General features: G+C 60.4%; 25 protein-coding genes. 11 read left to right on the forward strand and 14 right to left on the reverse strand.

What is annotated here, in order from left to right; translation table 11 throughout:
* Positions 1 to 21: 21 nt before the first annotated feature.
* The 4 genes from nadE to KQ661_RS19125 all read right to left on the reverse strand — a co-directional run bounded on the left by nadE (position 22) and on the right by KQ661_RS19125 (position 4,661).
* Positions 22 to 1,944, reverse strand: coding sequence for an NAD(+) synthase (nadE, locus tag KQ661_RS19110; protein ID WP_216690029.1), 1,923 nt, complete (start codon positions 1,942 to 1,944; stop codon positions 22 to 24).
* Between the two features lie 171 nt (positions 1,945 to 2,115).
* Positions 2,116 to 2,820 (reverse strand): ribonuclease III, encoded by a 705-nt coding sequence (gene rnc / locus KQ661_RS19115; protein WP_235727021.1) that lies wholly within the window; start codon positions 2,818 to 2,820, stop codon positions 2,116 to 2,118.
* Between the two features lie 186 nt (positions 2,821 to 3,006).
* Entirely contained in the window at positions 3,007 to 4,257 is a 1,251-nt protein-coding gene (gene fabF, locus KQ661_RS19120; RefSeq protein ID WP_216690030.1) for a beta-ketoacyl-ACP synthase II, read from the reverse strand.
* A gap of 167 nt (positions 4,258 to 4,424) precedes the next feature.
* Complete coding sequence (locus tag KQ661_RS19125) at positions 4,425 to 4,661, reverse strand: acyl carrier protein (RefSeq protein ID WP_019948606.1); 237 nt, start codon at positions 4,659 to 4,661, stop codon at positions 4,425 to 4,427.
* A 162-nt stretch (positions 4,662 to 4,823) separates the two neighbouring features.
* On the opposite strand from KQ661_RS19125, the gene KQ661_RS19130 reads away from it, so the two are divergent.
* Positions 4,824 to 5,252 (forward strand): IPExxxVDY family protein, encoded by a 429-nt coding sequence (locus KQ661_RS19130; protein WP_216727777.1) that lies wholly within the window; start codon positions 4,824 to 4,826, stop codon positions 5,250 to 5,252.
* A 267-nt stretch (positions 5,253 to 5,519) separates the two neighbouring features.
* The gene (pyk, locus tag KQ661_RS19135; RefSeq protein ID WP_216690032.1) at positions 5,520 to 6,959 is read left to right on the forward strand and encodes a pyruvate kinase; all 1,440 of its coding nucleotides are present in this window, start codon (positions 5,520 to 5,522) and stop codon (positions 6,957 to 6,959) included.
* Positions 6,960 to 7,040: 81 nt separating this feature from the next.
* On the opposite strand, the gene KQ661_RS22925 is transcribed toward pyk, so the two are convergent.
* On the reverse strand, positions 7,041 to 8,240 hold the full coding sequence (locus tag KQ661_RS22925; RefSeq protein ID WP_216727778.1) for a T9SS type A sorting domain-containing protein: 1,200 nt from the start codon (positions 8,238 to 8,240) through the stop codon (positions 7,041 to 7,043).
* Between the two features lie 558 nt (positions 8,241 to 8,798).
* The gene (gene rpsT, locus KQ661_RS19145) at positions 8,799 to 9,050 is read right to left on the reverse strand and encodes a 30S ribosomal protein S20 (RefSeq protein WP_168674786.1); all 252 of its coding nucleotides are present in this window, start codon (positions 9,048 to 9,050) and stop codon (positions 8,799 to 8,801) included.
* Between the two features lie 276 nt (positions 9,051 to 9,326).
* Here rpsT and KQ661_RS19150 point away from each other — a divergent pair, with 276 nt between their 5' ends.
* Complete coding sequence (locus KQ661_RS19150; RefSeq protein ID WP_216727779.1) at positions 9,327 to 10,307, forward strand: YheT family hydrolase; 981 nt, start codon at positions 9,327 to 9,329, stop codon at positions 10,305 to 10,307.
* 215 nt (positions 10,308 to 10,522) lie between these two features.
* On the opposite strand, the gene rsmG is transcribed toward KQ661_RS19150, so the two are convergent.
* From rsmG to KQ661_RS19165, 3 genes are all read right to left on the reverse strand, one after another.
* Complete coding sequence (gene rsmG / locus KQ661_RS19155) at positions 10,523 to 11,140, reverse strand: 16S rRNA (guanine(527)-N(7))-methyltransferase RsmG (protein ID WP_216690037.1); 618 nt, start codon at positions 11,138 to 11,140, stop codon at positions 10,523 to 10,525.
* Positions 11,141 to 11,289: 149 nt separating this feature from the next.
* Positions 11,290 to 11,913: an RNA polymerase sigma factor gene (locus KQ661_RS19160; RefSeq protein WP_216690038.1), complete on the reverse strand. Its 624-nt coding sequence runs from the start codon at positions 11,911 to 11,913 to the stop codon at positions 11,290 to 11,292.
* Positions 11,904 to 13,010 carry a glycosyltransferase gene (locus tag KQ661_RS19165; RefSeq protein ID WP_216727780.1) on the reverse strand — a complete coding sequence of 369 codons (1,107 nt, stop codon included), beginning with the start codon at positions 13,008 to 13,010 and terminating at the stop codon, positions 11,904 to 11,906. The genes KQ661_RS19160 and KQ661_RS19165 overlap by 10 nt, the downstream gene beginning before the upstream one ends.
* A 270-nt stretch (positions 13,011 to 13,280) precedes the next feature.
* On the opposite strand from KQ661_RS19165, the gene tgt reads away from it, so the two are divergent.
* From tgt to KQ661_RS19180, 3 genes are all read left to right on the forward strand, one after another.
* Positions 13,281 to 14,411: a tRNA guanosine(34) transglycosylase Tgt gene (gene tgt, locus KQ661_RS19170; RefSeq protein ID WP_168674780.1), complete on the forward strand. Its 1,131-nt coding sequence runs from the start codon at positions 13,281 to 13,283 to the stop codon at positions 14,409 to 14,411.
* A gap of 138 nt (positions 14,412 to 14,549) precedes the next feature.
* Positions 14,550 to 15,629, forward strand: a complete 1,080-nt coding sequence (locus KQ661_RS19175) for an LptF/LptG family permease (protein ID WP_216727781.1) — start codon at positions 14,550 to 14,552, stop codon at positions 15,627 to 15,629.
* 126 nt (positions 15,630 to 15,755) lie between these two features.
* Positions 15,756 to 16,703: a DMT family transporter gene (locus KQ661_RS19180; protein ID WP_216690041.1), complete on the forward strand. Its 948-nt coding sequence runs from the start codon at positions 15,756 to 15,758 to the stop codon at positions 16,701 to 16,703.
* 69 nt (positions 16,704 to 16,772) lie between these two features.
* Here KQ661_RS19180 and ispE read toward each other — a convergent pair whose 3' ends face one another.
* Positions 16,773 to 17,594, reverse strand: coding sequence for a 4-(cytidine 5'-diphospho)-2-C-methyl-D-erythritol kinase (gene ispE / locus KQ661_RS19185; protein WP_216690042.1), 822 nt, complete (start codon positions 17,592 to 17,594; stop codon positions 16,773 to 16,775).
* A 95-nt stretch (positions 17,595 to 17,689) separates the two neighbouring features.
* On the opposite strand from ispE, the gene KQ661_RS19190 reads away from it, so the two are divergent.
* From KQ661_RS19190 to KQ661_RS19210, 5 genes are all read left to right on the forward strand, one after another.
* Positions 17,690 to 18,331 (forward strand): sugar transferase, encoded by a 642-nt coding sequence (locus KQ661_RS19190; protein ID WP_216727782.1) that lies wholly within the window; start codon positions 17,690 to 17,692, stop codon positions 18,329 to 18,331.
* A gap of 146 nt (positions 18,332 to 18,477) precedes the next feature.
* Positions 18,478 to 19,161, forward strand: coding sequence for an acetyltransferase (locus KQ661_RS19195; protein ID WP_216690044.1), 684 nt, complete (start codon positions 18,478 to 18,480; stop codon positions 19,159 to 19,161).
* A gap of 5 nt (positions 19,162 to 19,166) precedes the next feature.
* Positions 19,167 to 19,523, forward strand: a complete 357-nt coding sequence (locus KQ661_RS19200) for a four helix bundle protein (RefSeq protein WP_216727783.1) — start codon at positions 19,167 to 19,169, stop codon at positions 19,521 to 19,523.
* A gap of 20 nt (positions 19,524 to 19,543) precedes the next feature.
* Positions 19,544 to 20,704 carry a DegT/DnrJ/EryC1/StrS family aminotransferase gene (locus KQ661_RS19205; protein ID WP_216690046.1) on the forward strand — a complete coding sequence of 387 codons (1,161 nt, stop codon included), beginning with the start codon at positions 19,544 to 19,546 and terminating at the stop codon, positions 20,702 to 20,704.
* Between the two features lie 227 nt (positions 20,705 to 20,931).
* Positions 20,932 to 21,525: a hypothetical protein gene (locus KQ661_RS19210; RefSeq protein WP_216690047.1), complete on the forward strand. Its 594-nt coding sequence runs from the start codon at positions 20,932 to 20,934 to the stop codon at positions 21,523 to 21,525.
* A gap of 133 nt (positions 21,526 to 21,658) precedes the next feature.
* Here the strand turns inward: KQ661_RS19210 and KQ661_RS19215 are convergent, their stop codons facing one another.
* From KQ661_RS19215 to atpD, 4 genes are all read right to left on the reverse strand, one after another.
* Positions 21,659 to 22,789 carry a trans-sulfuration enzyme family protein gene (locus KQ661_RS19215; RefSeq protein WP_216727784.1) on the reverse strand — a complete coding sequence of 377 codons (1,131 nt, stop codon included), beginning with the start codon at positions 22,787 to 22,789 and terminating at the stop codon, positions 21,659 to 21,661.
* A gap of 123 nt (positions 22,790 to 22,912) precedes the next feature.
* Positions 22,913 to 24,016 (reverse strand): AI-2E family transporter, encoded by a 1,104-nt coding sequence (locus KQ661_RS19220; RefSeq protein ID WP_216690049.1) that lies wholly within the window; start codon positions 24,014 to 24,016, stop codon positions 22,913 to 22,915.
* Between the two features lie 135 nt (positions 24,017 to 24,151).
* On the reverse strand, positions 24,152 to 24,400 hold the full coding sequence (gene atpC, locus KQ661_RS19225; RefSeq protein ID WP_216690050.1) for an ATP synthase F1 subunit epsilon: 249 nt from the start codon (positions 24,398 to 24,400) through the stop codon (positions 24,152 to 24,154).
* Positions 24,401 to 24,517: 117 nt separating this feature from the next.
* On the reverse strand, positions 24,518 to 26,023 hold the full coding sequence (gene atpD, locus KQ661_RS19230; protein WP_216690051.1) for a F0F1 ATP synthase subunit beta: 1,506 nt from the start codon (positions 26,021 to 26,023) through the stop codon (positions 24,518 to 24,520).
* Positions 26,024 to 26,087 lie beyond the last annotated feature (64 nt).

Genomic DNA, 26,087 nt, shown 5'->3' on the forward strand with positions numbered 1-26,087 from the left:
CGGCACAAGCTGAAGCCTGTGCTACAAGGCTGCCAGCTCCTCCGAAAAGCTCCCGCTGAGAATCGGAAACCGCAGCCAGGAGCGCGGGTCCACGTTGTAGTCGTCGAGGTGGAACGAGGGCGCATACCGCTCGCGCTTCCACTGGTTGCGGCTCCAGAGGCTGTAGAAGCGGCGTACAAAGGCGCGGAGCTGTTCGTGGTCGAAGCCGGTGGCCTCACCGTCCAGCGCGGCCAGCACCTGGCTGGGGCTGAGGCGGTCGTAGAAGGCCAGCCGCTCAATGCGGTTGAGCAGCACGTAGGGCATGAGGTCGCGCTCGTCAGTCTGCTTGTCGGCCAGCGGGCGGAGCTCGGCGGTGGGTTGCAGCGCATTTACGTGGCGCAGGGCCGCATAGCCCAGCTCGGTTTCGGCCCAGCGCAGCCACTTTTTCACGAAGTCCTTGTCGACGCCCGCGATGGGCGAGATGCTGCCAGCCGTGTCGCCGTCCATGGTGCAGTAGCCCACGCTGGCCTCCGAGCGGTTAGAAGTGGTGATGAGCAAGCAGTTCAGCACGTTAGCCATCATCCAGATGCCGGGGGCCCGCACCCGTGCCTGAATATTTTGCAGGGCCAAATCGTCGGTTTGCCAGGTCAGCTCCCTGCCCAGTGCACCCTCAATCTTACGCACGTAGCCGGCCACTTCAGCATCAATCTCCCAATTGAAAAACCGCGCGCCAATGCTCTCCGCCAACTCTTTGGCTGAAGTGAAGGTGTCATCCGAAGAATTTACCGTACCCTGGTAGGCGCAGGTCAGCAGCTGATTTACCAGTGCCTGATTGGTGCTTAGTACTTGGTGCTTAGTGCTTGGTTTTTCGTCCTGCACAACCTGTTCAGCCGCGCCGCCGGCACCGGTTTGCACCACGTCTTTTCTCGTTTCCTCGAAGCAGCCGCTGCGGCGCTTAAACTCCTGCAGGCCCAATTCCTCCACGCCCAGGCGCACCATTTCGGCCACGCCCACGGCGCAGAAGCTGGAGTCGGCCCCGCCGCTCAGGCTCAGCACGAAGCCCCGGCTGCGGGCCTTGCGCAGGTAGTCAAACAGGGCCAGGCTCATGGCCTGGTTCAGCTCCTTGTACTCATCGGGCGCGGGCAACGGCACAATTTCGGCCGCCGGCTCCTGCGGGGTGGCGAAATCCACGTCCACCCACTCCAAATCCACTTCCTTGAAGCTCAGTAGTTGGTTGCGCTTCAGCAGATGGCCGTTGCGGGCCACCAGAATTTCCCCGTCGAAGATGATGCGGCCGGCCTCATTGCCCAGCAGGTTGGCGTAGAGATAAGTGCAGTCGAACGTGCGCGACGCCTTCATTACCAGCTGATAGCGCACGTCGGTTTTGCTCATCGCAAAGTGGCTGGCCGAGGGATTTACAATCAAATCCACCTTGCCCATGAGCCGGCAGGCGGGCCGCACGTTGTCGGCCCGCCAGGCATCCTCGCAAATCTCGAAGCCGAAGCGCACGCCCTCGTGCTCAAAAATAAGGTCGCCCAGCGGCCACGTCTCCCCTTCCCAGGTTACCGTTGTGGTTTCGCCCGCCACCCAGGGCGCAAAGAAGCGCGTTTCGTAATGCACGCCGTCGTTGGCCAAAAACTGCTTGGCCGCAAAACCCAGAATCTGCCCGTCGCGCAGCACGGCGGCCGTGTTGTAGGTGCGGCCCGGCAGGCGCACCGGCAAGCCCACCACTACGCAAATGCCCTGCGTCCATTCGCGCACCTTTTGCAGGTGGGCCAGCGCCGCCTCGGGCATCCAGTCGCTCAGAAAAAGGTCCTCGCAGCCGTAGCCAGTCAGGCACAGCTCGGGCAGGCATAGCAGCTCCACGCCCGCACTTTTAGCCTGCTCGATGGCGGTCTGGATATTCCGCAGGTTGTTTTCCCAGTCAATGGGAATCTGGTTGAGGGCGGCTCCGGCGATGCGCATTGGAAGGGTTGAATTTTGAGGGTTGAGGGTTGAATGCGGTTGGTCACACTCTTCATCGCTAATAGCAACTACCGCTAAGTCACCTGGTTTTCCGCAAAAGGTTATTTCCGCTCTGTTAAAAAGAAATTCCTATCCTACTCACTCAACACTCAACCCTTAAAAATCAACCCTTCAGCTGACTCCCAGCTCCGTCAGCGCCCGCTCGGCCGCCAGCTGCTCCGCCTGTTTCTTGCTCAGCCCCATGCCGGTGGCGATGACTTCCTCATCCAGCAGCACGTTGGCCGTAAACTCCATCATACCGCCCGGCCGGGCCTCACCCGTGATATCGTAGCGCAGGACCCTGCCCTCACGTTGCGCCCATTCCACCAGCTTACTCTTGAAGTTGGCCGTGGTAGTCGTGATAGTGTGCACGTCCACAAAGCCATTCACGAGGCGCGTGAGGATGAAGTTACGGGCCGATTTGTAGCCCAAATCCAGGTACACGGCTCCTACCAGGGCCTCCAGCGCGTTGCCGTTCACGGAGCGCGAGCGGGCGGCGCGGCCCTGCGCGGCATCCAGCTGCACCAGCCCATCGAGGCCCAGCTTGAGGGCGATGCCGTTCAGGCTTTCGCGGTTCACGATGCGCGAGCGCACCTCGGTCAGGAAGCCCTCCTGCTCGTAGGGGTACTTTTTGAACAGGTATTCGGCCACCACCGTGCCCAGCACGGCATCGCCGAGAAATTCCAGCCGCTCATTGGTCTGGTGCTTACCAATAGCCGGCTGCTGCCGCACCGCCGACGAGTGCGTGAAGGCCAGCCGGTAGAGGCGGGCATTCTTAGGCGTCTGGCCCGTCACGGTGGCTACCGCCTGCCGAAACGCTTTATCAGAAGCAAACAAACGGGATACAAAACCGAGCAAAGGGAAGATGGTAATAAAGTGGAGTGACTATAAAAGCCCGTCATGCAGAGCGCAGCGCAGTTTCTTGCCCGCCACCAGTAATCCTGTCGATTGAATTACTTACGGCGGTAAAGAAACTGCGCTGCGCTCTGCATGACGGACTTTTTCTATTGCAGCGACTGCCGCCTACAGCTTACGGAAAATCACCGACGTGTTGTGGCCACCGAAACCAAACGTGTTGCTCATGGCCACGCGCACCTCGCGGGGCTGCGCCACGTTCGGCGTGAAGTTCAGCGCCTGGTTGATTTCCGGGTCGGGCGTGTGCAGGTTGATGGTGGGGGGCACCAGGCTGTTCTGCATGGCCAGCAGGCAGGCCACGGCCTCAATGCCGCCAGCGCCGCCCAGCAGGTGGCCGGTCATGCTTTTGGTCGAGGAAATGTTCAGCTTCTCGGCGTGCTCACCGAACACTTTTTCGATAGCCTTGATTTCGGCCCCGTCGCCCAACGGCGTGCTCGTGCCGTGGGTATTAATGTAGTCCACGTCGGTGGTGGCAATGCCGGCGTCGCGCAGGGCATTTTTCATCACCAGCACCACGCCGCTGCCGCTGGGGTCGGGCGCGGTGATGTGGTAGGCGTCCGACGACATACCGCCGCCAATCAGCTCGGCGTACATTTTGGCGCCGCGCGCCTTGGCGTGTTCGTACTCTTCGAGCACCAGCGCACCGGCCCCTTCGCCCAGCACAAAGCCGTCGCGGTCCCTGTCATAAGGCCGCGAGGCCGAAGCCGGGTCGTCGTTGCGCTCGCTCATGGCCTTGAGGGCGTTGAAGCCGCCCACGCCCGATTCGGTAATGGCCGCTTCGGAACCGCCCGTCACCACCGCATCGGCCAGGCCGAGGCGAATGTTGTTGAAGGCCGCAATAATGGCATCATTCGACGAGGCGCAGGCCGACGTCGTCACGAAATTCGGCCCGCGAAAACCGTTTTTGATGCTGATGTTGCCCGACGAGGAGTCGGCAATCATGCGCGGAATGAAGAAAGGCGAGTAGCGGGGAGTGCCGTCGCCTTTCTCAAAGGCGAAGCATTCTTCCTGCAACGATTTCAGGCCGCCGATGCCGGAGCCCCAAATCACGCCCACCCGGTCCTTATCAACGCCGCTTTCCAGCAGGCCCGAGTCGGCGATGGCCTCATCGGCCGCTACCACGGCAAACTGCGTGAACAGGTCCATTTTGCGATGCTCCTTGCGGTCGAAGTAGTTATCGGCTTCGTAGCCTTTCACTTCGCAGGCAAAGCGGGTTTTGAACTTGGTGGGGTCGAAGCGCGTGATGGTGGCCGCGCCGCTGGCGCCCGTGCGCAGACCTTCCCAGTAAGCCGGGGCGGTATTGCCCAGGGGGGTGATGGCTCCAAGGCCGGTAACGACAACCCGTCGGATGGACGACATAAGTCAGGCGCCAGAAGCGCGAAAGATGAGGCAGGATAAAACAGCAAAACCGGCCGGCGGCTAGCCGGCCGGTATGCGCAGAACTTAGGGATTCATTCCAGGCAAAACGCGGAAGTTGAGTAAAGATTATTTACGCAAATTGCTCGTTGTGCTCAGGATGAGGAAGACTACTTAGCGTGCTCTTCGAGGTAGCTGATGGCTTGGCCCACGGTGCCGATGTTCTCGGCCTGGTCGTCGGGGATGCTCACGTTGAATTCCTTTTCGAACTCCATAATCAGCTCGACGGTATCCAGCGAGTCAGCACCCAGGTCGTTGGTGAAGCTTGCCTCGGGGGTAACCTCGGAGGCTTCAACGCCCAGTTTATCAATAATAATGGCCTTTACTTTTTCTGCGATTTCAGACATTTCCGTGGGGGTTTAGGGAAAACTACAGTGCAAAGTAACGAGAGATTTTCCAACTAACCCACGGCTGCGCTTCCAAAATGCGGGTACAAGATTATGGCGATGGCCCGTCGCGGTCCGTAGCTTTGCCGCTTCCCGCCTGCGGGTGCCCCTTTTGTGGCCGCTATGAAAACTTTCACCCTTGATGTTGAGTACGAGTGCGACTTCGCCCTTTTCGGGCTGGTGAGTAGTACCCACGACTACACGCTGGCCTGGACGCTGAACCGCGCCCTGCGCCTGCGCTTCGTAAAGCAGCCCGAACTGCTGCTCAACCTCCTCAGCCATGGCCGGCTGGTGTTTACGCACTACCTGCACGCTACCGAGAGCCTCACGCTGCGGCTGCTGCGCAACCGCTCCATTTCCCCTTCCAGCCTCAAAAAGCCCTACCTGGCCCCGGATATTAAGGAATACGACTACCTGCTGGCCGTGAGCAACGGCAGCGGCCATCTGGCCGATGACGAAATCCTTCAGTGCCTCACCGCCCTCGATGCCGTGCAGTATGCCTGCCAGTTCGACCCGAATTCGCTTAAATACAAGGAAAACCTGATTATGTGATTGCCGGGGCGGGCGAGGCACATGGCCTTGCCCCAACGGAAATAAACCAACGCGCTCAGGTGCCCAATAGGGCCATAAACAAACGTTTGCCTGGAAAAACCCCGGGCAAGTACCGCGGCAAACGGTAGGGTTTTCGGTTAAATTAAACGACTTTTGCGACTATGGGTGGCATTTTTATTCTGCTATCGCCCCAGCTTGCGCGCTGCGCCAGCGTCCCCTTCTGCCTAAGGAGGGGAGTTTTTTTGTTCCGACATTTCATCCCAACGCATGGAAACCCCCAACTCTTTTAACAAAACCAAAATTGTGGCCACCGTGGGCCCCGCCTCCAACACGTATGAGCGCCTCGGCACGCTCATGCGCGAAGGCGTGGACGTATTCCGGCTCAACTTTTCGCACGGCGCGCACGAGGAGCACCTGTCGGTTATCAACACGGTGCGGCGGCTGAACAAGGACATGCGGACTTCGGTGGGCCTGTTGCAGGACTTGCAAGGACCGAAAATCCGGTTGGGTGAGGTAGAAGGCGGCGGTGTGGAAATCAAAGCCGGCGACAAAATCAAGCTGGTGTGCGGCGAGAAGGAAATCAGCACGGCCACGCGGCTGAGCACCATTTACCTGGGCCTGGCCCGCGACGTGAAGGCCGGCGACCAGATTCTGATTGACGATGGCAAAATTGAACTGAAGGTGCTGGCCACCGACCGCGACAAGGAAGTAGACGTGGAAGTGGTGTACGGCGGCCTGGTGAAGCCCCGCAAAGGCATCAATCTACCCGACTCCGAAGTATCGGCCCCGAGCATGACCGAAAAGGACATTGAAGACCTGAAATTCGGCCTGGAGCACGACGTGGACTGGGTGGCCCTGAGCTTTGCCCGCAAGGCCGACGACATTCGCTTCATCAAAAAGCTGATTGCCGACGCCGGCAAAAATACCCGCGTGGTGGCCAAGATTGAGACGCCCGACGGCCTGCGCAATATCGACGAAATCATCGCCATCGCCGATGCTGTGATGGTGGCCCGTGGCGACCTCGGCGTGGAGGTGAAGATGGAAGAGGTGCCGATGGCGCAGAAGATGATTATTGCCAAGTGCAACGCGGCCGGCAAGCCCGTTATCGTGGCCACCCAGATGATGGAGTCGATGATTACGGCCCCCCGCCCTACCCGCGCCGAAACCAGCGACGTGGCCAACGCCGTGCTCGACGGGGCCGATGCCGTGATGCTCTCCGCCGAAACCGCCGTGGGCGCTTACCCCGCCGAGGTGATTCGCTCGATGGTGGGCACCATCCTGAGCGTGGAAAGCCGCAGCCCGCAGCTGTTTCATAAGTGGTGGCCCATCGACTCCAGCGGCACCAACTTCATGGCCGACAGTATTTTGTCGGCCTCCTGCCACCTGGCCAAAAACACCGAGGCCAAAGCCATTACCGGCATGACGCACCGGGGCTACACGGCCTTCCAGCTGGCCAAGTACCGCCCCAAAGCCAATATCTTCATCTTCACCGATAACCGGCCTCTGCTCACGGCCCTGAGCCTGGTGTGGGGCGTGCGCGGCTTCTACTACGACCGCCTCGTGAGCACCGACAGCACCGTGGCCGACATCCGCTACGTCCTCACCACCACCGGCCACCTCGAAGCCGGCGACGTGTACATCACCACCGGCTCGATGCCCATCCAGGACAAAGGCAAAGCCAACATGGTGCGGGTGAGCATCGCCTAACTCACAATCCCGGCCCGCTGGCCGAATACGAAAAGAGCCCGCTACGAAAGTAGCGGGCTCTTTTTTGTGGTGATACCCGGCCTATTCGTGGGTCAGCTTCCACGTCGCGGTAGCGCCATCGGGGCTGGTAAGGTGGAGCAGGTAGAGGCCGGCGGGCTGCCCGACCAACGGTACGGATACGGCCGTCTGCCCAGCAGCCACGGGCGCGCGCCACACGGCGCGGCCCAGCGCATCGGTCAGACGCAGCGAGGCCCCGGCGCGGGCGGGCTGGACCAGCGTGAGCGTGGCAGCTTCGGCGGCGGGGTTGGGGTGCAGCGTGGCAATGGCGGCCACCTGGGCGGCACGAGTAGGCAGCAGGGTAGCATAGTTTGTATTCGAGCCGCAGATAATGGGGCCAGTGAATCCGCTTTTCACGGAATATTGTAGCGTTTTTTCATCGGTTCGAATGTCGCCCAATCCGGTTTCTGCGGCAAAATGCTGAAACCAGTTACCGTCCGTTATTGTCCCGTACGACAGTGTATTATTGCTGGCCATTCCACTACGGTGCAAATATTCGTAGCCCAGAATAGTGTTACCACTCTGGCAGGTAGGAAAGGTTGGCTGCGACAGGCCCAACCCCACCAGCACTACACTGCCAGCGAAACGGGACAGCTCCCGGTACTCTCCGGACAGCAGCGGCAGCGCCTCATACTGTTGCGACTGGCCCGTGCGCAGCGAAAACGCCAACCGGCCCGTTTGCACCGGCCCCAGTACCGTTCCAGGCGGCGTGCCGAAGCAGCCAGAAATACGGTGATTTACGACCTTGCTTTGTTGGCGGTAGGTGAAAATCAGCGAGTCGCCGACCACCTGCCGCGTCAGCATAGCGCGTAGCGTATACGTACTGGTGCAGGGCGGCCCGCCCACCGATTGTGGCGTCGTTTCGTAACCCAACAGGTCGCCAGGATGCAAATCGAAAAGACGGTCCGGCGATAGCGGGGAGCCGGCCAACGCCACCGGCAGTTCGCGGATAACATATTGCGGAGCCGTGCTCGTCAATGTAAGCCAGCGTGGGCCAGCCAGTAGCCCGTATTGCCGGCTCAGCCGCACCACTGCTCCCGAGCTGAGGGTGACAACAGCCACCGAATCGAAGGGGCTGCCCGGCTGGCTGCCTACCCGGTCCCAGCTACGGCTCGTGAGGGTGGCCGTGAGCGCGGGCGAGGTACTGGCTACCCAGGAGCTGCCCACAGCCGCCCGGGGTCGTAGCCGCAACGATAGGGCCGCTTGCTGGCTTCCTTCAGCCACGTTTTCCAAAATGAATTCGGCCGTACCCGGCTGCCATACCAACCGCGCCCCGAATAGGTTGTTACGGCTTTTACGGGCAGTCGTAAAAGCAAACATTCCCCCCAACGCACTGCCATCAAACGGCCGCTAGCCGGTTAAAGGCCCACACGGAATCACCTCCCGCAGTGCGATATGTTGAGTCAAGACGCAACAAAAACACGTTGGCGGTCCCATTAGAAGCAGAAGACGAAGTGGGAGAAAACGAATAAATCAGCCCCGGCCGAAACGGCCGCCATGCCTGTTGCGCACTGGCGCTCAAAGCCGTAAACGAAATCAGCGCGGCCAGCAAAGGCTGCGCCCAAGGGTAGGCGTGTTTCATGGGTTGGGGGTAGTTGATGTGGAATACTGCCCGTAAGGTAAGCAACCCGCCCAACTACTCCCGAATAACGCTATATCACCCCGCCCAAAAACCTATTTACACGCAAAAAGCCCTGCTCAAAACTGAGCAGGGCTTTTTGTAAGGAGCGCGAGACCAGACCTTGGGGCGGCGCAGTCTGGCCTCGCTAGGCTCGTCTCGCACTAAAGCGCGTTGACGAGCTTTGTCAGCTTGCTTTTGTTGTTAGCAGCTTTGTTCTTGTGGATGATGTTCTTCTTGGCCAGACGGTCCAGCATCGAAGTCACCTTCTTCAGCAGCTCTTGGGCAGCCGTTTTGTCGGTCGTCGTACGGAGCTTTTTGATAGCCGTGCGGGTGGATTTGTGCTGGTAACGGTTCAACACGCGCTTGGCTTCGTTGCTGCGGATGCGCTTGAGGGCCGACTTATGGTTTGCCATGAGCAGGAAATATATAGGAGCGTTATGCTTGAGTTCTGTGTTTGGGAGGGCAAAGGTACGAATCCGTCTGACAAATTCAAACCCTACCGCCAAAAATCTTGAGCCAATGCTTATTATATTCCGTTGAGGAAATCAGAGTCCCTCTCAAAACGGCCAATACTCATTCCAAATTCACTTTCAGGCAGCTAAATTAGTGTGCATGCCGATTAGGTGCGAACTTTACCAAACCTCCCCCTCCCACCCAGCGCGCCCAGCCACTCCCAGCCCCTCCGTGCCATGCCGCTCGTTGCCGAAACCCATTATCAGTCGCCTTTTTACCTGTTCAATGGTCATTTGCAGACCATTGTGCCCAGCCTGTGGCGCACCGTGCCCGACGTGGCCTACCAGCGCGAGCGCCTGGAGCTGCCCGACGGCGATTTCCTGAACCTGGATTGGAGCCGCCTGCCCGAACACCACCCCACCAACGACCTCGCCATCGTATCGCACGGCCTCGAAGGCGACGCCTCGCGGCCCTACGTGCGGGGCATGGTGCGGGCCCTCAACCGCGCGGGCCTCGATGCCTTGGCCTGGAACTACCGCAGCTGCGGCGGCGAGATGAACCGCCTGCTCCGCTCCTACCACCTCGGCGACACCGAGGACCTGGACTTGGTGCTACGCCACGCGCTGGCCACCGGCCGCTACCAGCGGGCCTACCTGCTGGGTTTCAGTGCGGGTGGCAACGTGACGCTGAAGTACCTGGGTGAGGATGCGGCCCGCGTACCGGCCGAGGTGCAGCGGGCGGCGGTATTCTCCGTGCCGACGGATTTGCAGGCCAGCTCGGTGCATATCGGGCGGCTGCAAAACCAGGTGTACCTGCGGCGATTTCTGAAATCGCTGCGCGAGAAGGTGCGGGCCAAGGCCGAGCTGCTGCCCGGCCAGGTCGACCTGGAGGGGATTGAGGAATTGCGCGATTTCCAGCAGTTCGATGACAAATACACTGCGCCCATGCACGGGTTCGATTCGGCTGATGCCTACTACCAGTATGCAAGCTCGGGCCGCTACCTCAGCGGCATTCGGGTGCCTACGCTGCTGGTTAACGCGCAGAACGACCCGTTTTTGCCGGCTTCCTGCTATCCGCGGGAGGTGGCGGTCAGCTCACCCTTTGTGTTCCTCGAAACGCCGCCTGAGGGCGGGCACGTCGGCTTTGCCGAGAGCAGCGGCGAGTATTATTCAGAGCGGCGGGCGGTGGCGTTTCTAACGGCGGCGGTGCCAGCGTAGGCGAAAACGCTTGTTTGTGACTGGCGCGAGTTTAGCGCAGTGTAACTCGTGCCCACTATCTGGGCGAGGATGTGCCTCGCATCAGAACGGCGCGGCCTATGCAAAGCCGAATTGCCGCTGGCGCGGCACAGGAGGCACAGCCTCCTGCATAGCCGGCACGAGTTACGCTACGCTAAAGTCGCGCCAGAGCCGGCTAAACTCGCAATGACAACCGATTACTTGGCTGGTATAAACACCACTTTTTTCGTCTCGAAAAACTCTTCCGGATAGACGTCGCTCAAGTTCGTTACCCGGGCTTTCAGACCCGACTCGGCGATTTCCTCCGTCAGGTCGCCCCCTTTGAGGTAGTACAGGCCGGCACCGGGCGCGCCCTGGGGCTTGAAGCGGTGGGCAATCCAGGGATGGAAGGTGGCGAGGCGGGCCACGGCGCGGCTCACCACGAAGTCGTATTTGGCGCGCACCTGCTCGGCGCGGGTTTGCTCGGCGGTCACGTTGTTCAGGCCCAGCGCGGCGGCCATGAACTGCACGGCGCGGATTTTCTTGCCAATGCTATCTACCAAGTGGAAGTGCACTTCGGGGAATAGAATGGCCAGCGGCAGGCCGGGCAGGCCGCCGCCGGTGCCCACGTCGAGCACGGCGCTGCCTTTAGGAAACTGCACCACTTTGGCAATGCCCAGCGAGTGCAGCACGTGGCGCTCCGTGAAATTCTCCATGTCGGGGCGCGACACCAGGTTGATGGCTTCGTTGGTGGCGCGGAACTCGGCTTCGAACTGCTGAAAAAGCTCAAGCTGCTGCGGGGTGAGTTGGGGGAAGTGGTGCTGGAGGAGGTTCATGGGTGCGAGCTATTTGAAAACGGTCATTCTGAAAGCAGCGTAGCGAAATGAAGAATCTCTACCGCGAGAGTAATTAATTACTTCCATGGTAGAGATTCTTCATTTCGCTGCGCTGCTTTCAGAATGACAAAAACGAAACGCAGCGGGGCTTAAATAATCTGCTTGGTGTGCTTCACCATGTCATAGAGCAGCTCGCGAGCGCGGTGCAGCTGGGCTTTCACGGTGCCGAGAGGGGCTTTGAGCTCGGTGGCGATTTCTTCGTAGCTGAGCTCGTCGAAATAGCGCAACGACACGAGGCGCTGGTACTTATCGGGCAAGCGCGACACGATGTGGCGCATGATTTCGATTTTCTGGTTGCGCACAGCGTGCTCGGCCGGATTCAAGTCGTTGTCGCGGAAATCGATGGTGATTTCGTCGCCGTTGTCAACCTTAATGGCCGAATCAATCGACATGGTTTTGATTTTATTCTTGCGGATAAAATCGATGCAGTTGTTGGTGGCAATGCGGAACAGCCAAGTGCTGAACGCATACTCGGGGTTGAACTTGTGCAGGTTGCGAAAAGCCTTGGCGAAGGCCTCAATGGTGAGGTCTTCGGCATCGTCCTGGTTGCGCACCATCTTGAGCACCACGTGGTACACGGGCTTTTTGTAGATGTGCATCAGCTCGGCATAGGCCTTCTCATCGCCGTGGTCCACGGCGGCGCGAATCAGCTTAAAGTCGTGTTTGGCTTTAGCTGAAAACTGCTTTTGACTATCTTGGTTGTTTACTTCCATCGAAGGGTGCGGTTAAGGAACAGCGAGATTCCCAGAGCCAGGTATTGAAAAAAATAAACCGCATCGAGCACCGGCAAGAGCCCGACGATTACGGGCTGGCCGAGCCGCTGGCTCAGACGCGCATACACGACGCTTACGAACAAAGTTCGCAGAACCCATACGACTATCAAAGATACCCAATTGTTTGGCGAAAAAACTAGCACAACGGTAGTCAGATAGAACAACATATTGGCCAGCACGAAGGTGCCCACCCGCAAACGGTCGGGGAGCCGGTAGGCCCGCCCGGCTGATAAGTGCCGGCGCTTTTGGCGCCACCAGGCGGCCCAGGTTTCGGCGGGCGCGCTCAGGGTGTGGGCTGAGGGGTCGGCTACTACGGCCACGCGTTGGCGCTGGCGCACGGCGTCCTGCACCAGCAGGTCGTCGTCGCCGGAGAGCTGGCGGATGTGCGAGGCAAAGCCCTTGGTGGCCGTGAAGCAGGCGCGGGTGTAGGCCAGGTTGCGGCCCACGCCCATGTAGGGCCAGCCGCGCCAGGCAAAGCTGAGGTACTGAGCAGCAGTGAGCAGCGTTTCGTAGCGGATGAGCTGATTGAGGAAGCCGGGCGCTTCGGCGTAGGCGGAAAAGCCCAGGACGAGGTCGGCCCCGTCTTTTTTGGCAAAGCCGCGCTGCATGAGGCGCAGCCACTGGTTGGTGGCCGGAATGCAGTCGGCATCGGTGAAGAGGAGGCAGGCGTAGCGGGTGGCTTTGATGCCGAGGGTGAGGGCGTATTTCTTGGGCGCGAAGCTGTCGGGGGTGCGGCTGATGGTGACGAGGCGAATTTTTTCAGGGTAATACTGGACCAGCTGCTGGGCGTATAAATACGTGTCGTCGTGGCTGCGGTCGTCGATGAGCACGATTTCGAAAGCCGCCGGATAGTCCTGCTGGAGCAGCAGCGGCAGCAGGCGGCGCAGGTTGTCGAGCTCGTTGCGGGCGCAAACGACAATGGACACCGGCTCGGCATCCGGACCGGGCGCGGCGGCCGAGGCTTCGGGGGCGCGGCGGGCAAAGGGCCAGAAGAAATATACCGCGTAGAACAGCTGCACCAGCACGCACGCCAACAAAAGCCAGAAAAATGGGGACGTGGGTACGGGTGGAAGCAACAAAGCGGCGGGTACGAATGAGCCCGCAAAAGTACGGGGCGCGAAACGGGCGGGTTACCTTTGCGGAAAGCAAGGGCCGTAGCCCGTCATGCTGAGCGTAGCCGAAGCATCTCGCGTGCAGCAGTAACTCAATCGTGAAGGCGATTCTAATTACTGCTGCACGCGAGATGCTTCGGCTACGCTCAGCATGACGTTCTTTTTGCGCTCTGCTGCGACCTCGCCTTCCCCCGCATGACCTTCGACCTCCTCGCCCAAGACCCCGCCACCAAGGCCCGCGCCGGCCGCCTCGAAACGGCCCACGGCACCATAGAAACGCCCATTTTTATGCCCGTGGGCACGGCCGGCACCGTGAAGGCCGTGAGCCAAGCCACGCTGAAGGACGATGTGCAGGCCCAAATTATCCTTGGCAACACCTACCACCTCTACCTGCGCCCGGGCCTCGATGTGCTGCGGGCGGCCGGCGGCCTGCACAAGTTTAATGGCTGGGACCGGCCCATTCTCACGGATTCGGGCGGCTACCAGGTGTACTCGCTCAGCAATACCCGGAAGATTAAGGAAGAGGGCGTGAAATTTCGCTCGCACATTGATGGCAGCCAGCATTTGTTCTCCCCGGAGGGCGTGATGGACATTCAGCGCGTGATTGGGGCCGATATTATCATGGCTTTTGATGAGTGCACGCCCTGGCCCTGCGAGTACGACTACGCCGCCCGCTCCCTCGATATGACGCACCGGTGGCTGAAGCGCTGCATTGCACGCTTCGACAGCACCGAGGGCCTCTATGGCTACGAGCAGGCGCTATTTCCGATTGTGCAGGGCAGCACGTTCAAGGACTTACGCATCAAATCGGCCGAGTTCATTGCCGAGCAGGGCCGGGCCGGCAACGCCATCGGCGGCCTGAGCGTGGGCGAGCCCGCCGAGCTGATGTACGAGATGACCGAGCTGGTGTGCGACATCCTGCCCAAGGACAAGCCGCGCTACCTGATGGGCGTGGGCACCCCAGCCAACATATTAGAAAACATTGCGTTGGGCGTGGATATGTTCGACTGCGTGATGCCGACCCGCAACGCCCGCAACGGCATGCTGTTCACCACGCAGGGTATTATGAACGTGACGAACCTGAAATTCGCCACCGATTTCACGCCCATCGACCCGGTGCTGGAGGGCGCGGCCAGCAACTTCTACACCCGGGCCTACGTGCGCCACCTCTTTCAGTGCCAGGAGATGTTGGGGCCGCAAATCGCCTCGGCCCACAACCTCACATTTTACCTGTGGCTGGTGAAGGAAGCCCGCAAGGAAATCATCGCCGGCACGTTTGGGCCGTGGAAAGAGCGCATGGTGAAGCAATTGATGACGCGGTTGTAGAACGTCATGCTGAGCGCCGCCGAAGCATCTCGCTTGCCACCACTAAATAATGGCGCTCTCACGATTGAGTAACTACCACACGCGAGATGCTTCGGCGGCGCTCAGCATGACGTTCTAATTATTCCATTACTCACCCCAATGAATATCCTCGACAAATACATCATTAAGAAATTTCTCGCCGCGTTTTTCTTCTCGGTGGTAATTCTCGTGACGGTGATTTGCGTGATTGATTTCACGGAGAAAAACGACGACTTTATTCAGCATAATCTGCCGATGTCGAAAATTATTTTCGGCTATTATATTTATCTGTTTCCCTATTTCGCCAACCTGCTGTCGCCGATTACCATTTTTATTGCCGTCGTGTTTGTGACGGCGCAACTGGCGGCGCGGACGGAAATTGTGGCTATTCTGGCCAGTGGCGTGAGCTTCCGGCGGCTGATGCTGCCCTACGCCATGGGTGGTGCGGTGGTGGGACTGCTGATATTCGGGTTGATTGGCTGGGTGCTGCCCATCGGCAATAAGTCGCGGGTGGCGTTTGAGCGGGCGTACATCAAACTGCCCTACCGGTTTCAGGGGCGTAACGTGCACATCAAAATCGGGCCGCGCAGCTACGTGTACATGGAGAGCTACGACAACCTGAGCAACATCGGCTTCCATTTTGCGCTCGAAACCGTGGACAGTACCATCCTTAAGCGCCGCCTCACGGCCGATGCCATCAACTGGGATTCGACTAAGCAGGTCTGGCACCTCTCGCCGCAGCTGGTACGCACCTTCAGAGGCGCGCAGGACGAAACCCTGCAAACCGTGCCCGCCCGCGACACCACCCTGAACCTCTTTCCGAAGGACTTTGCCAGCACCTACAAGCTGGCCGAAACCCTGACCCTGCCGGAGCTGAACGCCTACATTAAAACTAAAATAGAGCGCGGGGCCGACGACACCCAGCTCTACCTGAGCGAGAAATACGAGCGGTACGCATACCCGTTTTCCATCGTTATTCTGACCCTGATTGGGGTGACGCTCAGCGCCCGCAAGTCGCGGGCCGGGGTTGGTGGGCAAATTGCGCTGGGGTTCGTGCTGGCCTTCGTGTTCATCATTTTCGTGATGCTGAGCCGCAACTTGGCGCAGGTGGGCAGCATGTCGCCACTGGTGGCGGCGTGGGTGCCCAGCACCGTATTCTCGGTAATCGGGCTGGCGCTGTACCGGTTTGTGCCGAAATAATTTTATCAATGTGCAGAATGTGGAGATGTGAAAATGTGTGGCCGATAGCTAGGGGAGAAAGTGCGGCACACCGGCACACGCCTGCCTTTTAATTTTCACATCTTCCCATTTCTCATATTCAACTACGTGCTCCGCGACTACCTCAAGCTTCATTTCATTGTGCTCCTGTGGGGCTTCACGGCCATATTAGGCAAGCTGCTGACGGTGCCACCGGTGGAGCTGGTGTTCTGGCGCACGCTGCTGGCGGCGGCCGGTCTGACGGTACTGCTGGCAGGGCGGCGGCAGGCCTGGCGCGTATCGGCGGGGCAGGCGGTGCGGTTGCTGGCGGTGGGCGCGCTGGTAGCGGCGCACTGGATTACCTTCTTTCTGGCGGCGCGGCTGTCGTCCGTTAGCGTGTGCCTGGCGGGGCTGGCCACGCTGGCGCTCTGGACCTCGCTGCTGGAGCCGCTGCTGCTGTGGCGGCGGGTGCGCGGCTACGAGGTGGGGCTAGGCTTGATTACCATGGTGGGGCTGTACCTGGTGAGCCAGGCCGAACTCGACCAGCTGCTGGGCTTGGGCGTAGCGGTGCTCTCGGCGGGCCTGTCGGCGCTGTTCAGCGTGCTGAACTCGAAGCTGATTAAGACGCATCCGCCGCTACGACTCACCTTTTACGAGATGGCGGGGGCTTGTTTGAGCATCGTGCTGTTCTTCCCTATTTACAGCCATTATTTCACGCAGGGACGGGGCTTGCAGCTGGCGTGGCACGGCTACGACTGGCTCTGGCTGGGCCTGCTGGCGGGCGTGTGCACAGTATATGCCTTCTCCACATCGGTAGAATTGATGAAGCGAATTTCGCCTTTTGCGGTGAATCTGACCATTAATCTGGAGCCGGTATATGGCATTTCGATGGCAGCGGCCATTTATTGGCTGCACACCAAAGGACTGCTGCACGCGCCGCAGTTCAACGGCGAGCGCATGAGTACGGGCTTCTACATTGGCACCCTGCTCATCGTGCTCAGCGTGCTGATTCACCCATTGGTGGCGCGCCTGATGAAGGACAAGCAGCCGGACCTGGAGCCAGCCATGCCGGTTTGAGTTGAGAGTTGAGGGTTAGTAGTGAAGAGTTAGGAGTCAGTCGACTCTTCACTCCTAACTCTCAACTCTTCACAATAAGCCCTGCCACACTGCGTACGCTGTCGGCCACGTCATGGCCACTGGCTCCCCGCTTTCCCACAAGCCATACACGGCCGAGCCAGAGCCCGACAGGCTCGCGTAAGTAGCGCCGGCGTTGTACAACTGCTGCTTAATCTCGGCCAGCACCGGGTGGCTGGGCGTGAGGGCCGTTTCGAAGTCGTTGCTTACGGTGGCGCGCCAGGTGCTCATGGGTTGCGCCAGCGCCTCGCGCAACGAGTGCTGCGGCGGCTGCGGGCTGATGCAGGCATACGCCTCGGCGGTACTGATGTGGAGGTTGGGATACACCACCACGCAGGCCATACCAGTCAGGCGCAGGCTGATTTCTTCGAATACGTCGCCTTTTTCTACGGCCAGCACCGGCTTGTTTTGGATGAAGAAGGCGCAGTCAGAGCCCAGGCGGCGGGCGTAGCCTTCCAGGGTTTCCGCCGAAAGATTGAGACGGAACAGGTCGTTGGCAGCCCGCAGGGCGAAGGCGGCATCGGCCGAGCCCCCGCCCAGGCCCGCCCCGATGGGCACTATTTTATGCAGGTACAGCTGCGCCGGCGGCAGCTCGGGAAAATCGGCCTGCAACAGCTCGTAGGCCCGCACGCAGAGATTGGTGGCCGGGTCGCCGGGAATGGGGCGGCCGGTGAGGGTGAGGCTAGTAGGATGGCCGGGGGCGGCGGGCAGCATCTCAAAAGCATCGGTCCAGGGCAGGGGTACGAAGACTGATTCGAGGGTGTGGAACCCATCGGGCCGGCGCTGGGTAACGTAGAGGCCGAGGTTGAGCTTGGCGTTGGGGAAGACGAGCATGGGTGCTACGCTTAATTAGGAATGAGGAAACAAAAGAACGTCATGCAGAGCGCAGCGAAGCATGACGTTCTTTGCCTGCTCGTTTAATTAACTCAGTGTCCACCCCTGCTTCCCTTTACGCCCGCCACGGCAAGCGCCTGCTCGACCTCGCGCTGGCCGGGCCGCTGCTGCTGCTCGCGCTGCCGCTGCTGGCGGGTGCGGCGGCGCTGGCGGCCGGCCAGAACCGGGGCCGCTGGCTGTTTCGGCAGCTGCGGCCGGGCTGGCACGGGCGGCTTTTCACGCTCTACAAGCTGCAAACCATGACCGACGCCCGCGACGCTGCCGGCCAGCCGCTGCCCGATGTCGCGCGCCTGCCCCCGCTGGGCCGCTGGCTGCGCGCTACCTCCCTCGATGAATTGCCCCAGCTCTGGAACATTGTGCGCGGCGATTTGAGTCTGGTAGGCCCGCGCCCGCTGCTGCCCGAGTACCTGCCGCTGTACTCGCCGGCGCAGGCCCGCCGCCACGCCGTGCGCCCCGGCCTTACTGGTTGGGCGCAGGTAAACGGCCGCAATGCCATCAGCTGGGAGGAAAAATTCGTGTTTGATGTCTGGTACGTCGACCACCTTTCGCTGCGGGTCGACCTGCTTATTCTGTGGCGCACCGCCGGGCGGGTGCTGGGCGCGCGCGGCATCAATACGCCCGGGCAGGCCACTACTACGGCCTTTCGGGGCAGTCCGCCACCACCGCCTTCTTCGTAAATTATCATCTATTGCTACGCAGTGCTTTCTGCGGCGTCTGTTTTTGTGGCTGGTTGCTCGTTTAATGCTGTTGAGCCGTTTTTTAGCACGAGAAACCAGTTGAAACATCTGACTCAGGAGCTACTTGCGTAACATCAGTTATTGTCATGACACAACTCTTCTTTTCTGATTACGAGGTAGCGGAGGAGCTGCCGCCGCTCGTCATATTCGGGGCGGGCGGCCTGGGGCGCGAGGTTCTGCTGCTACTCCGGCAGCTCAACGAGGCGCAGCCGAGCTGGCAGGTGCGCGGCTTCTACGACGACCACGCCCCTACCACGCCCACCGTGGGCGGCCTCCCCTACCTCGGCACCAGCGCCGACCTCAACGCCACCGCCGAGCCGCTGGCCGTGGCCGTGGCCGTGGGCAGTTCGGCCAGCCGGGCGGCCGTGATGGCACGGCTTACGTCGGAGCAGCTCAGCTTTCCGAGCATTGTGCATCCGGCCGTGGCGCTGGGGCCGATGCAGCGCATTGCGCTGGGCGCGGGCTGCATCATTCAGCAGGGCTGCCTCCTGACCTGTGATATTACGCTGGGCCGGTTCGTGCTACTCAACCTGGGCTGCACGGTGGGGCACGATGCCACGCTGGCCGATTTCTGCTCCCTGATGCCGCACGCCAACGTGAGCGGCGCGGCCCGGCTAGAGCAGGGCGTGTACCTTGGCACGAATGCCACCGTTATCCAGGGCGTACAAATCGGCGAAAACACCATCCTCGGAGCCGGCGCGGTGGCCGTGCGCGATTTGCCGGCGAATGTGACGGCGGTAGGCGTACCGGCGAAGCCAGTTAAGAGTTAAGGGTTATGGAATTGGAAGGAACGGTATTGCATAAGAGCTTTGTGTTTGCAAAACGCATTGCAAAGCTCTATAAGCACTTATTGGCGCAGGGACAACCCCGAGCTTTGGCCGACCAGCTGCTTCGTAGCGGCACTTCAATATGCGCTAATATGGAGGAGGCGACAGGCGGCTTTTCCCGCCGCGACTTTGCCGCTAAATGCGGCATCGCCTACAAAGAAGCCCGCGAAACCCATTATTGGCTGCGCCTGCTCAGCGAAACCGAATGCCTGGATTTTCGCCTGGCCGAATCATTATTGACTGATGCCGAAGAGTTACGCCGCATGCTGAGCGCCATCGTTTGCTCCACCCGCGAAAACTCCTAACTCTTAACTGATAACTGATAATGCGCAGCCAGGATTACGACCGTCTCTACCTCTCCCCTCCCCACCTCGGCCGACACGAAATGAACTACGTGCACAAGGCCATTGAGGACAATTGGGTGGCTCCGGCCGGACCAAATATCACGGGCTTCGAGGCCGACATTTGCGCGGCGGTGGGCGTGCCATATGCAGTAGCGCTGAACTCGGGCACGGCGGCCATTCACTTGGGGCTGATTTTGTTGGGCGTAGAGCCGGGCGATGAGGTGCTGTGTCCTTCCTTCACCTTCGTAGCCACAGCCAACCCCATTGTGTACCTCGGGGCCACGCCGGTGTTTGTGGACAGCGAGGCCGAAACCTGGAACATCTGCCCCGAGCGCCTGCGCGAGGCCATCGTGGACCGCATCGCCAAGGGCCGCAAGCCCAAAGCCCTAATCCTGGTACACCTCTACGGAATGCCCGCCAGGTTGCCCGAAATCCTGGCCCTGGCAACAGAATTCGACATTCCCATCCTCGAAGACGCGGCCGAAGCCCTAGGCTCGGAGTGGGAGCAGCAGCCGCTGGGCAGCTTTGGACGGGTGGGCGTGTTCTCCTTCAATGGCAACAAGATTCTGACCACCAGCGGCGGCGGCGCGCTCGTGACCCACGACAAGGCCCTGGCCGACAAAGCCCGCTTCCTGGCCACCCAGGCCAAAGACGACGCCCCCTACTACCAGCACTCCGAAACCGGCTACAACTACCGCCTGAGCAACATCCTGGCCGGCATCGGGCGGGGCCAGATGGAGCTGCTGCCCGAGCGCGTGAAGCGCCGCCGCCAGATTTTCGACTGGTACCGCGAGCACCTCGCCGCCGTGCCCGGCCTCACGGTGGCGCTGGCCCCGGAGCCGGCCGGCAGCCGCGCCAACCGCTGGCTCACCACCATCCTCGTGGCCTCGCCCGACCCGGAAAACCACGCCCCCGCCCCTACGCCCGAGGCCGTGCGGCTGCACCTCGAAACCCGCAACATCGAGAGCCGGCCGCTGTGGAAGCCGCTGCACCTGCAGCCCCTGTTTGCCGCCGCCCCCATGTACGGCGGCGCGGTGTGCGAAGACCTATTTGCCCGGGGCCTGTGCCTGCCCAGCGGCACCGCGATGGGCGACGGCGAGCTGCGCCGCGTGAAAGAGGCCCTGACGGTGGCGCTGGGCTAACGCCAGCCCGACCGGTAGTCGTTGTTTAGCGGAACGTACTTGCTATGAATGGCAGCAGTATAGCGCCATGGGCGACGGCGAGTTGCACCGCGTGACAGAGGCCACGCGTGAGACAGCTCGAGTCAGAGCCATGCAACATTTGATGCGAAAGTCTTGCGGAATTGGCCCGCTTCTACACCGTGGCCCGGACTTTGCCGTTAAAGGATAACCTCACTTCTTTATTTCCCATGAAAAACCCCTGTCTTCTCGCGCTGTTGTTGCTGGCCTCGCCTTTTGCCGCCCTCGCCCAGACTAAATCCACCACAACGACGACGACCAAACCCAGCTCGACCACCACCACCACCGCCCCGGCCGGCACCCAGCAGCAAATCGAAGTAACCGAAGACCTGGACCCCGAAACCGGCAAGGTTATTCGCCGCACCACGCGTACCATCAATGTGCCGGTGGGCACCACCACCAGCCCTGCTTCCACCGCCGGCAGCAGCAGCAGCAGCACGATGGATGCCCCCGCCACGGCCGCCACCGATGCCCAGGTGTCCACCTTTCTGCGCAAGAAAACCACCGTTTCCACGCTCACCACCACCGGCCTGCTCGCGGCCTACGACCTGTTCACCGAGCGCGTGCGCAACGACCGCCAGAATTGGAAACCCGCCGACTGGGCCACCGCCACCAACATCATGAGCAGCCTCAACGACCGGTACCAGCAGCTGCGCGGCAGCTTTTCGCTCGATGATAAGCTGACCATCCGTTCACAGCAGGGCGAGTTTCAGGCCCTGCGCACCGCCAAGCAAATTTCCACCCAGGTATCGGACAAGCTGTAGCTTCTCAACCAGGAAAACAGCTAAAGGAGCTTCATTTGGTATGATGAAGATAGCCTCCAGCCGCGAATAATCAGCCGCAAATCGTTGCTAAATCAGCGCGCTGCCTCGAATTTTCGCATTCACCCAAGCGCCCCTAGTCCAGCGCGTGGGCCAAATCGGCCAGTAGCTCCTCCACCGGTTCAATGCCTACACTCAGCCGCACCAGCCCCACGGTGATGCCCAATTCGGCCCGCTGCGCATCGGTCAGGGCGCGGTGCGAGGTATAGAGCGGGTGCGAGCACGACGAATCGACCCCCGCCAGCGAGGGCGCAAACGGAAACCGCTGGCTGCGCTGCATGAAGCGGTTAACCATGGCCGCATCATCCGGCAGCCGGAACGAGAGCATGCCACCGAAGCGCCCTGCGCCCTGCAATGTGGCCAGCGCGTGCTGCGGGTGTCCGGGCAAGCCCGGATAATACACGGCCTGCACGGCCGGATGCTCGTTCAGAAACTCGGCTACTACCAGCGCGTTTTCGCTGTGGGCGGCCACGCGCAGGCGCATGGTTTTCATACCGCGCACGGCCAGCCAGCTTTCCATAGGGCTCAGCGTGAGGCCGAACACGATGCCAATCTGGCGCAGGCGGGCCACATCTTCCAGGGTGCGGGCCACCACGGCCCCGGCCGTCACGTCGGAGTGGCCGGCCAGGTATTTGGTCACGCTGTGCAGCACGAGGTCGGCCCCGTAGGCCAGCGGCCGGGTGAGCACGGGCGTCGAAAACGTGTTATCGACCACCAGTTTCAGGCCGTGGCGGTGGCATTCGTCGGCGGCGGCGCGCAGGTCTACCACGCGCAGCAGCGGGTTGCTCATCGTTTCACAAAGCAGCAGCCGGGAAGTGGGCTGCACGTAGGCCGCCAGGTTGTACAGGCTATCAAACGGCACGTACGTCACCGCAATGCCCAGCCGCGCCAGCTCCAGGTTCAGCAGCGCCGCCGAGCCGCCGTAGATATCGGCCGCGCACAGCACGTGGTCGCCGGCCTGGCAGTAGGTTAGCAGCGCCGCGAAAATGGCTGCCATGCCCGAGCCCGTGGCTACCGCGCCCGCGCCACCTTCCCAGTGGGCCACGGCGGTGGCCAGCTCATCGGAGTTGGGGTTGCCGTTGCGCGAGTACAGGTAGCGGCTGCCCGGCTCGTCGAAGTATTGCTGCACCGCGTCAAGGTCTTCAAACTTGAAAACCGACGTTTGGTAGATGGGCGTGATTTTAGGCTGAATATTGGGTTGGTCCATGAGCGCGAAAGCGGAGCGTGAGGCGCAAAGGTCGGCACGCGGCCGGCTTCGACGGGTATGCAACGGGCCGAAAAACTATTATTCCTCCGCCGGGGAAAATTCCGGGAAAAGCGTCGTACGATTTCACTCCGTTTTCTCCGGGGTCGGAATAACCGGTTTGTGTTCGGGCGGGCTATTCACCACCAGCTTCATGTGCTGGCGGTTTTCGCGCCGAAACACTTCCATCAATACCATAAAATACGACACCAGCAGCGGCCCCACCACCAGCCCGATGATGCCGAATATCTCCACGCCCAGCACAATGCCCACCAGCGTTATCAGCGGGTGAATATTGCCCATGCGCTTGGCCAACACGATGCGCAGCACGTTATCGATGTTCATAATCAGGATGAAACCCACCAGCAAAATCCCGATGGCCTGCCCCTTATTCCCCTGCGAAAACTGATAGAGCGCGGCCGGCCCCCACACCAGCGGCGTGCCCAGCACCGGCAGAAACGCCGCAAAAAAGGCCACCACACCCCAAAAAACCGCGTCGGGCACCCCAAAAATCAGCAGCGTGGCCCCCGTGAGCACGCCCTGCACCACCGACACCAGCACCTGGCCCAGCACGTTGGCATTCACATTGTTTTGCAGCGACTCACCCAGTTCCTGCAGCGTCTCGTTGCGGAACGGCAGGTAGCGGTGCAGTCCCAGCAGAAAGAACGTTTCCTGCATAAACATGTAGTACATCGTGAACAGCATCAGGCCCACAATCACCAGGAAGTTGAGGGCGCTGCTGGCCAGCGTGGGCAGCCAGCTCGTGACTTTGGCCGCACCCTGCAGCAGCAGCTGGCGCACGTTCAACTGTTCAGTCAGCTGGAAGCCGGTGGCTTTTTCCAGCTTGTGAATCACCTCCAGCAGCCGGTTGGGGTTCTGAGCGAAGGCAATTAGACGGTCGAGCAGCAGCGAAGTCAGGGCGTAGAACGGAATCACGAGTACCACCACCGTCACCAGCAGAATACCCACCACCACCATCTGCCGGTTCCAGCGCCGCTGGTATACCAGCGCCAGCCACCACGGCCGAAACACCACGAACAGGATGCCCGCCGCCAGAAACGCCGTGAGGTACTGCGCCAGCCCAAACACCATCAGGGCCCCCAGTCCAATCAACGAGGCTACCAGCAGCACATAGCGCTGCCGGGGAGTATAAATATTTTCAACGGCAACAAATGGGTCCGAAGATCTCATAAACAGCAAAGGCAAATGGTTTTGCGCGCAGTATGCTATACGGTATTCTCTTCACTTGGCCGGCTCATACCACAAAAAAGCCGCTCCTGCCAGGCAGGAGCGACTTTCGGCCAGATGCTAACGGTTGCTGCGGCGTTACGCCACTGCGCCTTCGGCCAGCACTATCACGTTGTTACGCAGCACTTCCACCACGCCGCCTTCGATGCGGATAACCTCGCGGCCACCGGCACCGCCGGTCAGCGTCACGTCGCCGGCTTTCAGCGCGGCAATGAGCGGAGCGTGATTATTCAGCACTTCAAACGCGCCATTGGCCCCCGGAAACTGGGCCGCCGTCACTTCGCCTTCGAATACCTTGCGGTCGGGGGTGATGATTTCTAAATGCATTTCTTTAAATGTGGGGAATGTGATGATGTGAAAATGTGGAAATGTGGCTAGTGTATTGATTTGTTGACAATCAATTTTCACATCACCCACATTCCCACATTCTCCACATTTAAAAAATTACTTGGCTTCTGCAATCAGGCGCTCGCCTTTGGCCACGGCATCCTCGATGTTACCAACGAGGTTGAACGCCGCCTCGGGGAGGTGGTCGTACTTGCCGTCGATGATTTCGTTGAAGCCTTTGATGGTGTCTTTGATATCAACCAGTACGCCTTTGAGGCCGGTGAACTGCTCAGCCACGAAGAAGGGCTGCGACAGGAAACGCTGCACGCGACGGGCGCGGTTCACAACCTGCTTATCCTCTTCGCTCAGCTCGTCCATACCCAGAATGGCGATGATGTCCTGCAATTCCTTGTAGCGCTGGAGCAGCTCTTTCACGCGCTGGGCGGTGTTGTAGTGCTCGTCGCCGAGGATGTCGGCCGACAGGATGCGCGAGGTCGAGTCCAGCGGGTCAACGGCCGGGTAGATGCCCAGCTCAGCGATTTTGCGGCTCAGTACCGTCGTGGCGTCCAAGTGGGCAAAGGTGTTGGCCGGGGCCGGGTCAGTCAAGTCATCAGCCGGCACGTAAACGGCCTGTACCGACGTGATAGAACCGCGCTTGGTGGAGGTGATACGCTCCTGCATGGCACCCATTTCGGTGGCCAGCGTAGGCTGGTAACCCACGGCCGAAGGCATACGACCCAAGAGAGCCGATACTTCCGAACCTGCCTGCGTGAAGCGGAAAATGTTGTCGATAAAGAACAGGATGTCGCGGCCGGCACCGGTGCCGTCGCCATCGCGGAAGCTCTCGGCAATGGTCAGCCCCGACAGGGCCACGCGGGCACGGGCTCCGGGGGGCTCGTTCATCTGGCCGAACACGAGGGTAGCCTGCGATTTTTCCATCGCCGCCATGTCCACCTTGCTCAGGTCCCAGCCACCTTCTTCCATCGAATGCTTGAAGGCATCGCCGTACAGAATGATGTTGGACTCAATGAATTCACGCAGCAGGTCGTTGCCCTCACGGGTACGCTCACCCACGCCGGCAAAAACCGACAGACCTTCGTAGGCCTTGGCCACGTTGTTGATAAGCTCCTGAATCAGTACGGTTTTGCCTACGCCGGCACCCCCGAACAAACCAATCTTGCCACCCTTCACATAAGGCGCGAGCAAGTCGATAACCTTGATACCGGTGAAGAATACTTCCGAAGAAGTAGCCAGCTCCTCAAACGCCGGGGCGTTGCGGTGAATGGACAAGCGCGGCCCGCTCTTGGGCTGCGGGATGCCGTCAATGGCTTCGCCAATCACGTTGAACAGGCGGCCTTTCACGCCGTCGCCGGTGGGCATCGAGATGGGAGCACCCAGGTCGCGTACTTCCGCGCCACGGGCCAGGCCCTCGGTCGAGTCCATGGCAATGGTCCGAACCCGGTCCTCGCCCAGGTGCTGCTGGCATTCCAGCACTACCACTTGGCCGTTCTCTTTGGTTACTTGGAGGGCGTCGAGAATGTTGGGCAGCTTCGTGTTTTCACCCGCGAAGCTCACGTCCACGACGGGTCCGATGACCTGGGTGATTTTGCCGGTATTGGCCATTTGGTTGTATTTATGATGAAGTTGATGCTCTTTTCAGGCCGCAAAATTACGGTAGAAGCGTGGC

The organism is Hymenobacter siberiensis (assembly GCF_018967845.1).
GTDB lineage: Bacteria > Bacteroidota > Bacteroidia > Cytophagales > Hymenobacteraceae > Hymenobacter > Hymenobacter siberiensis.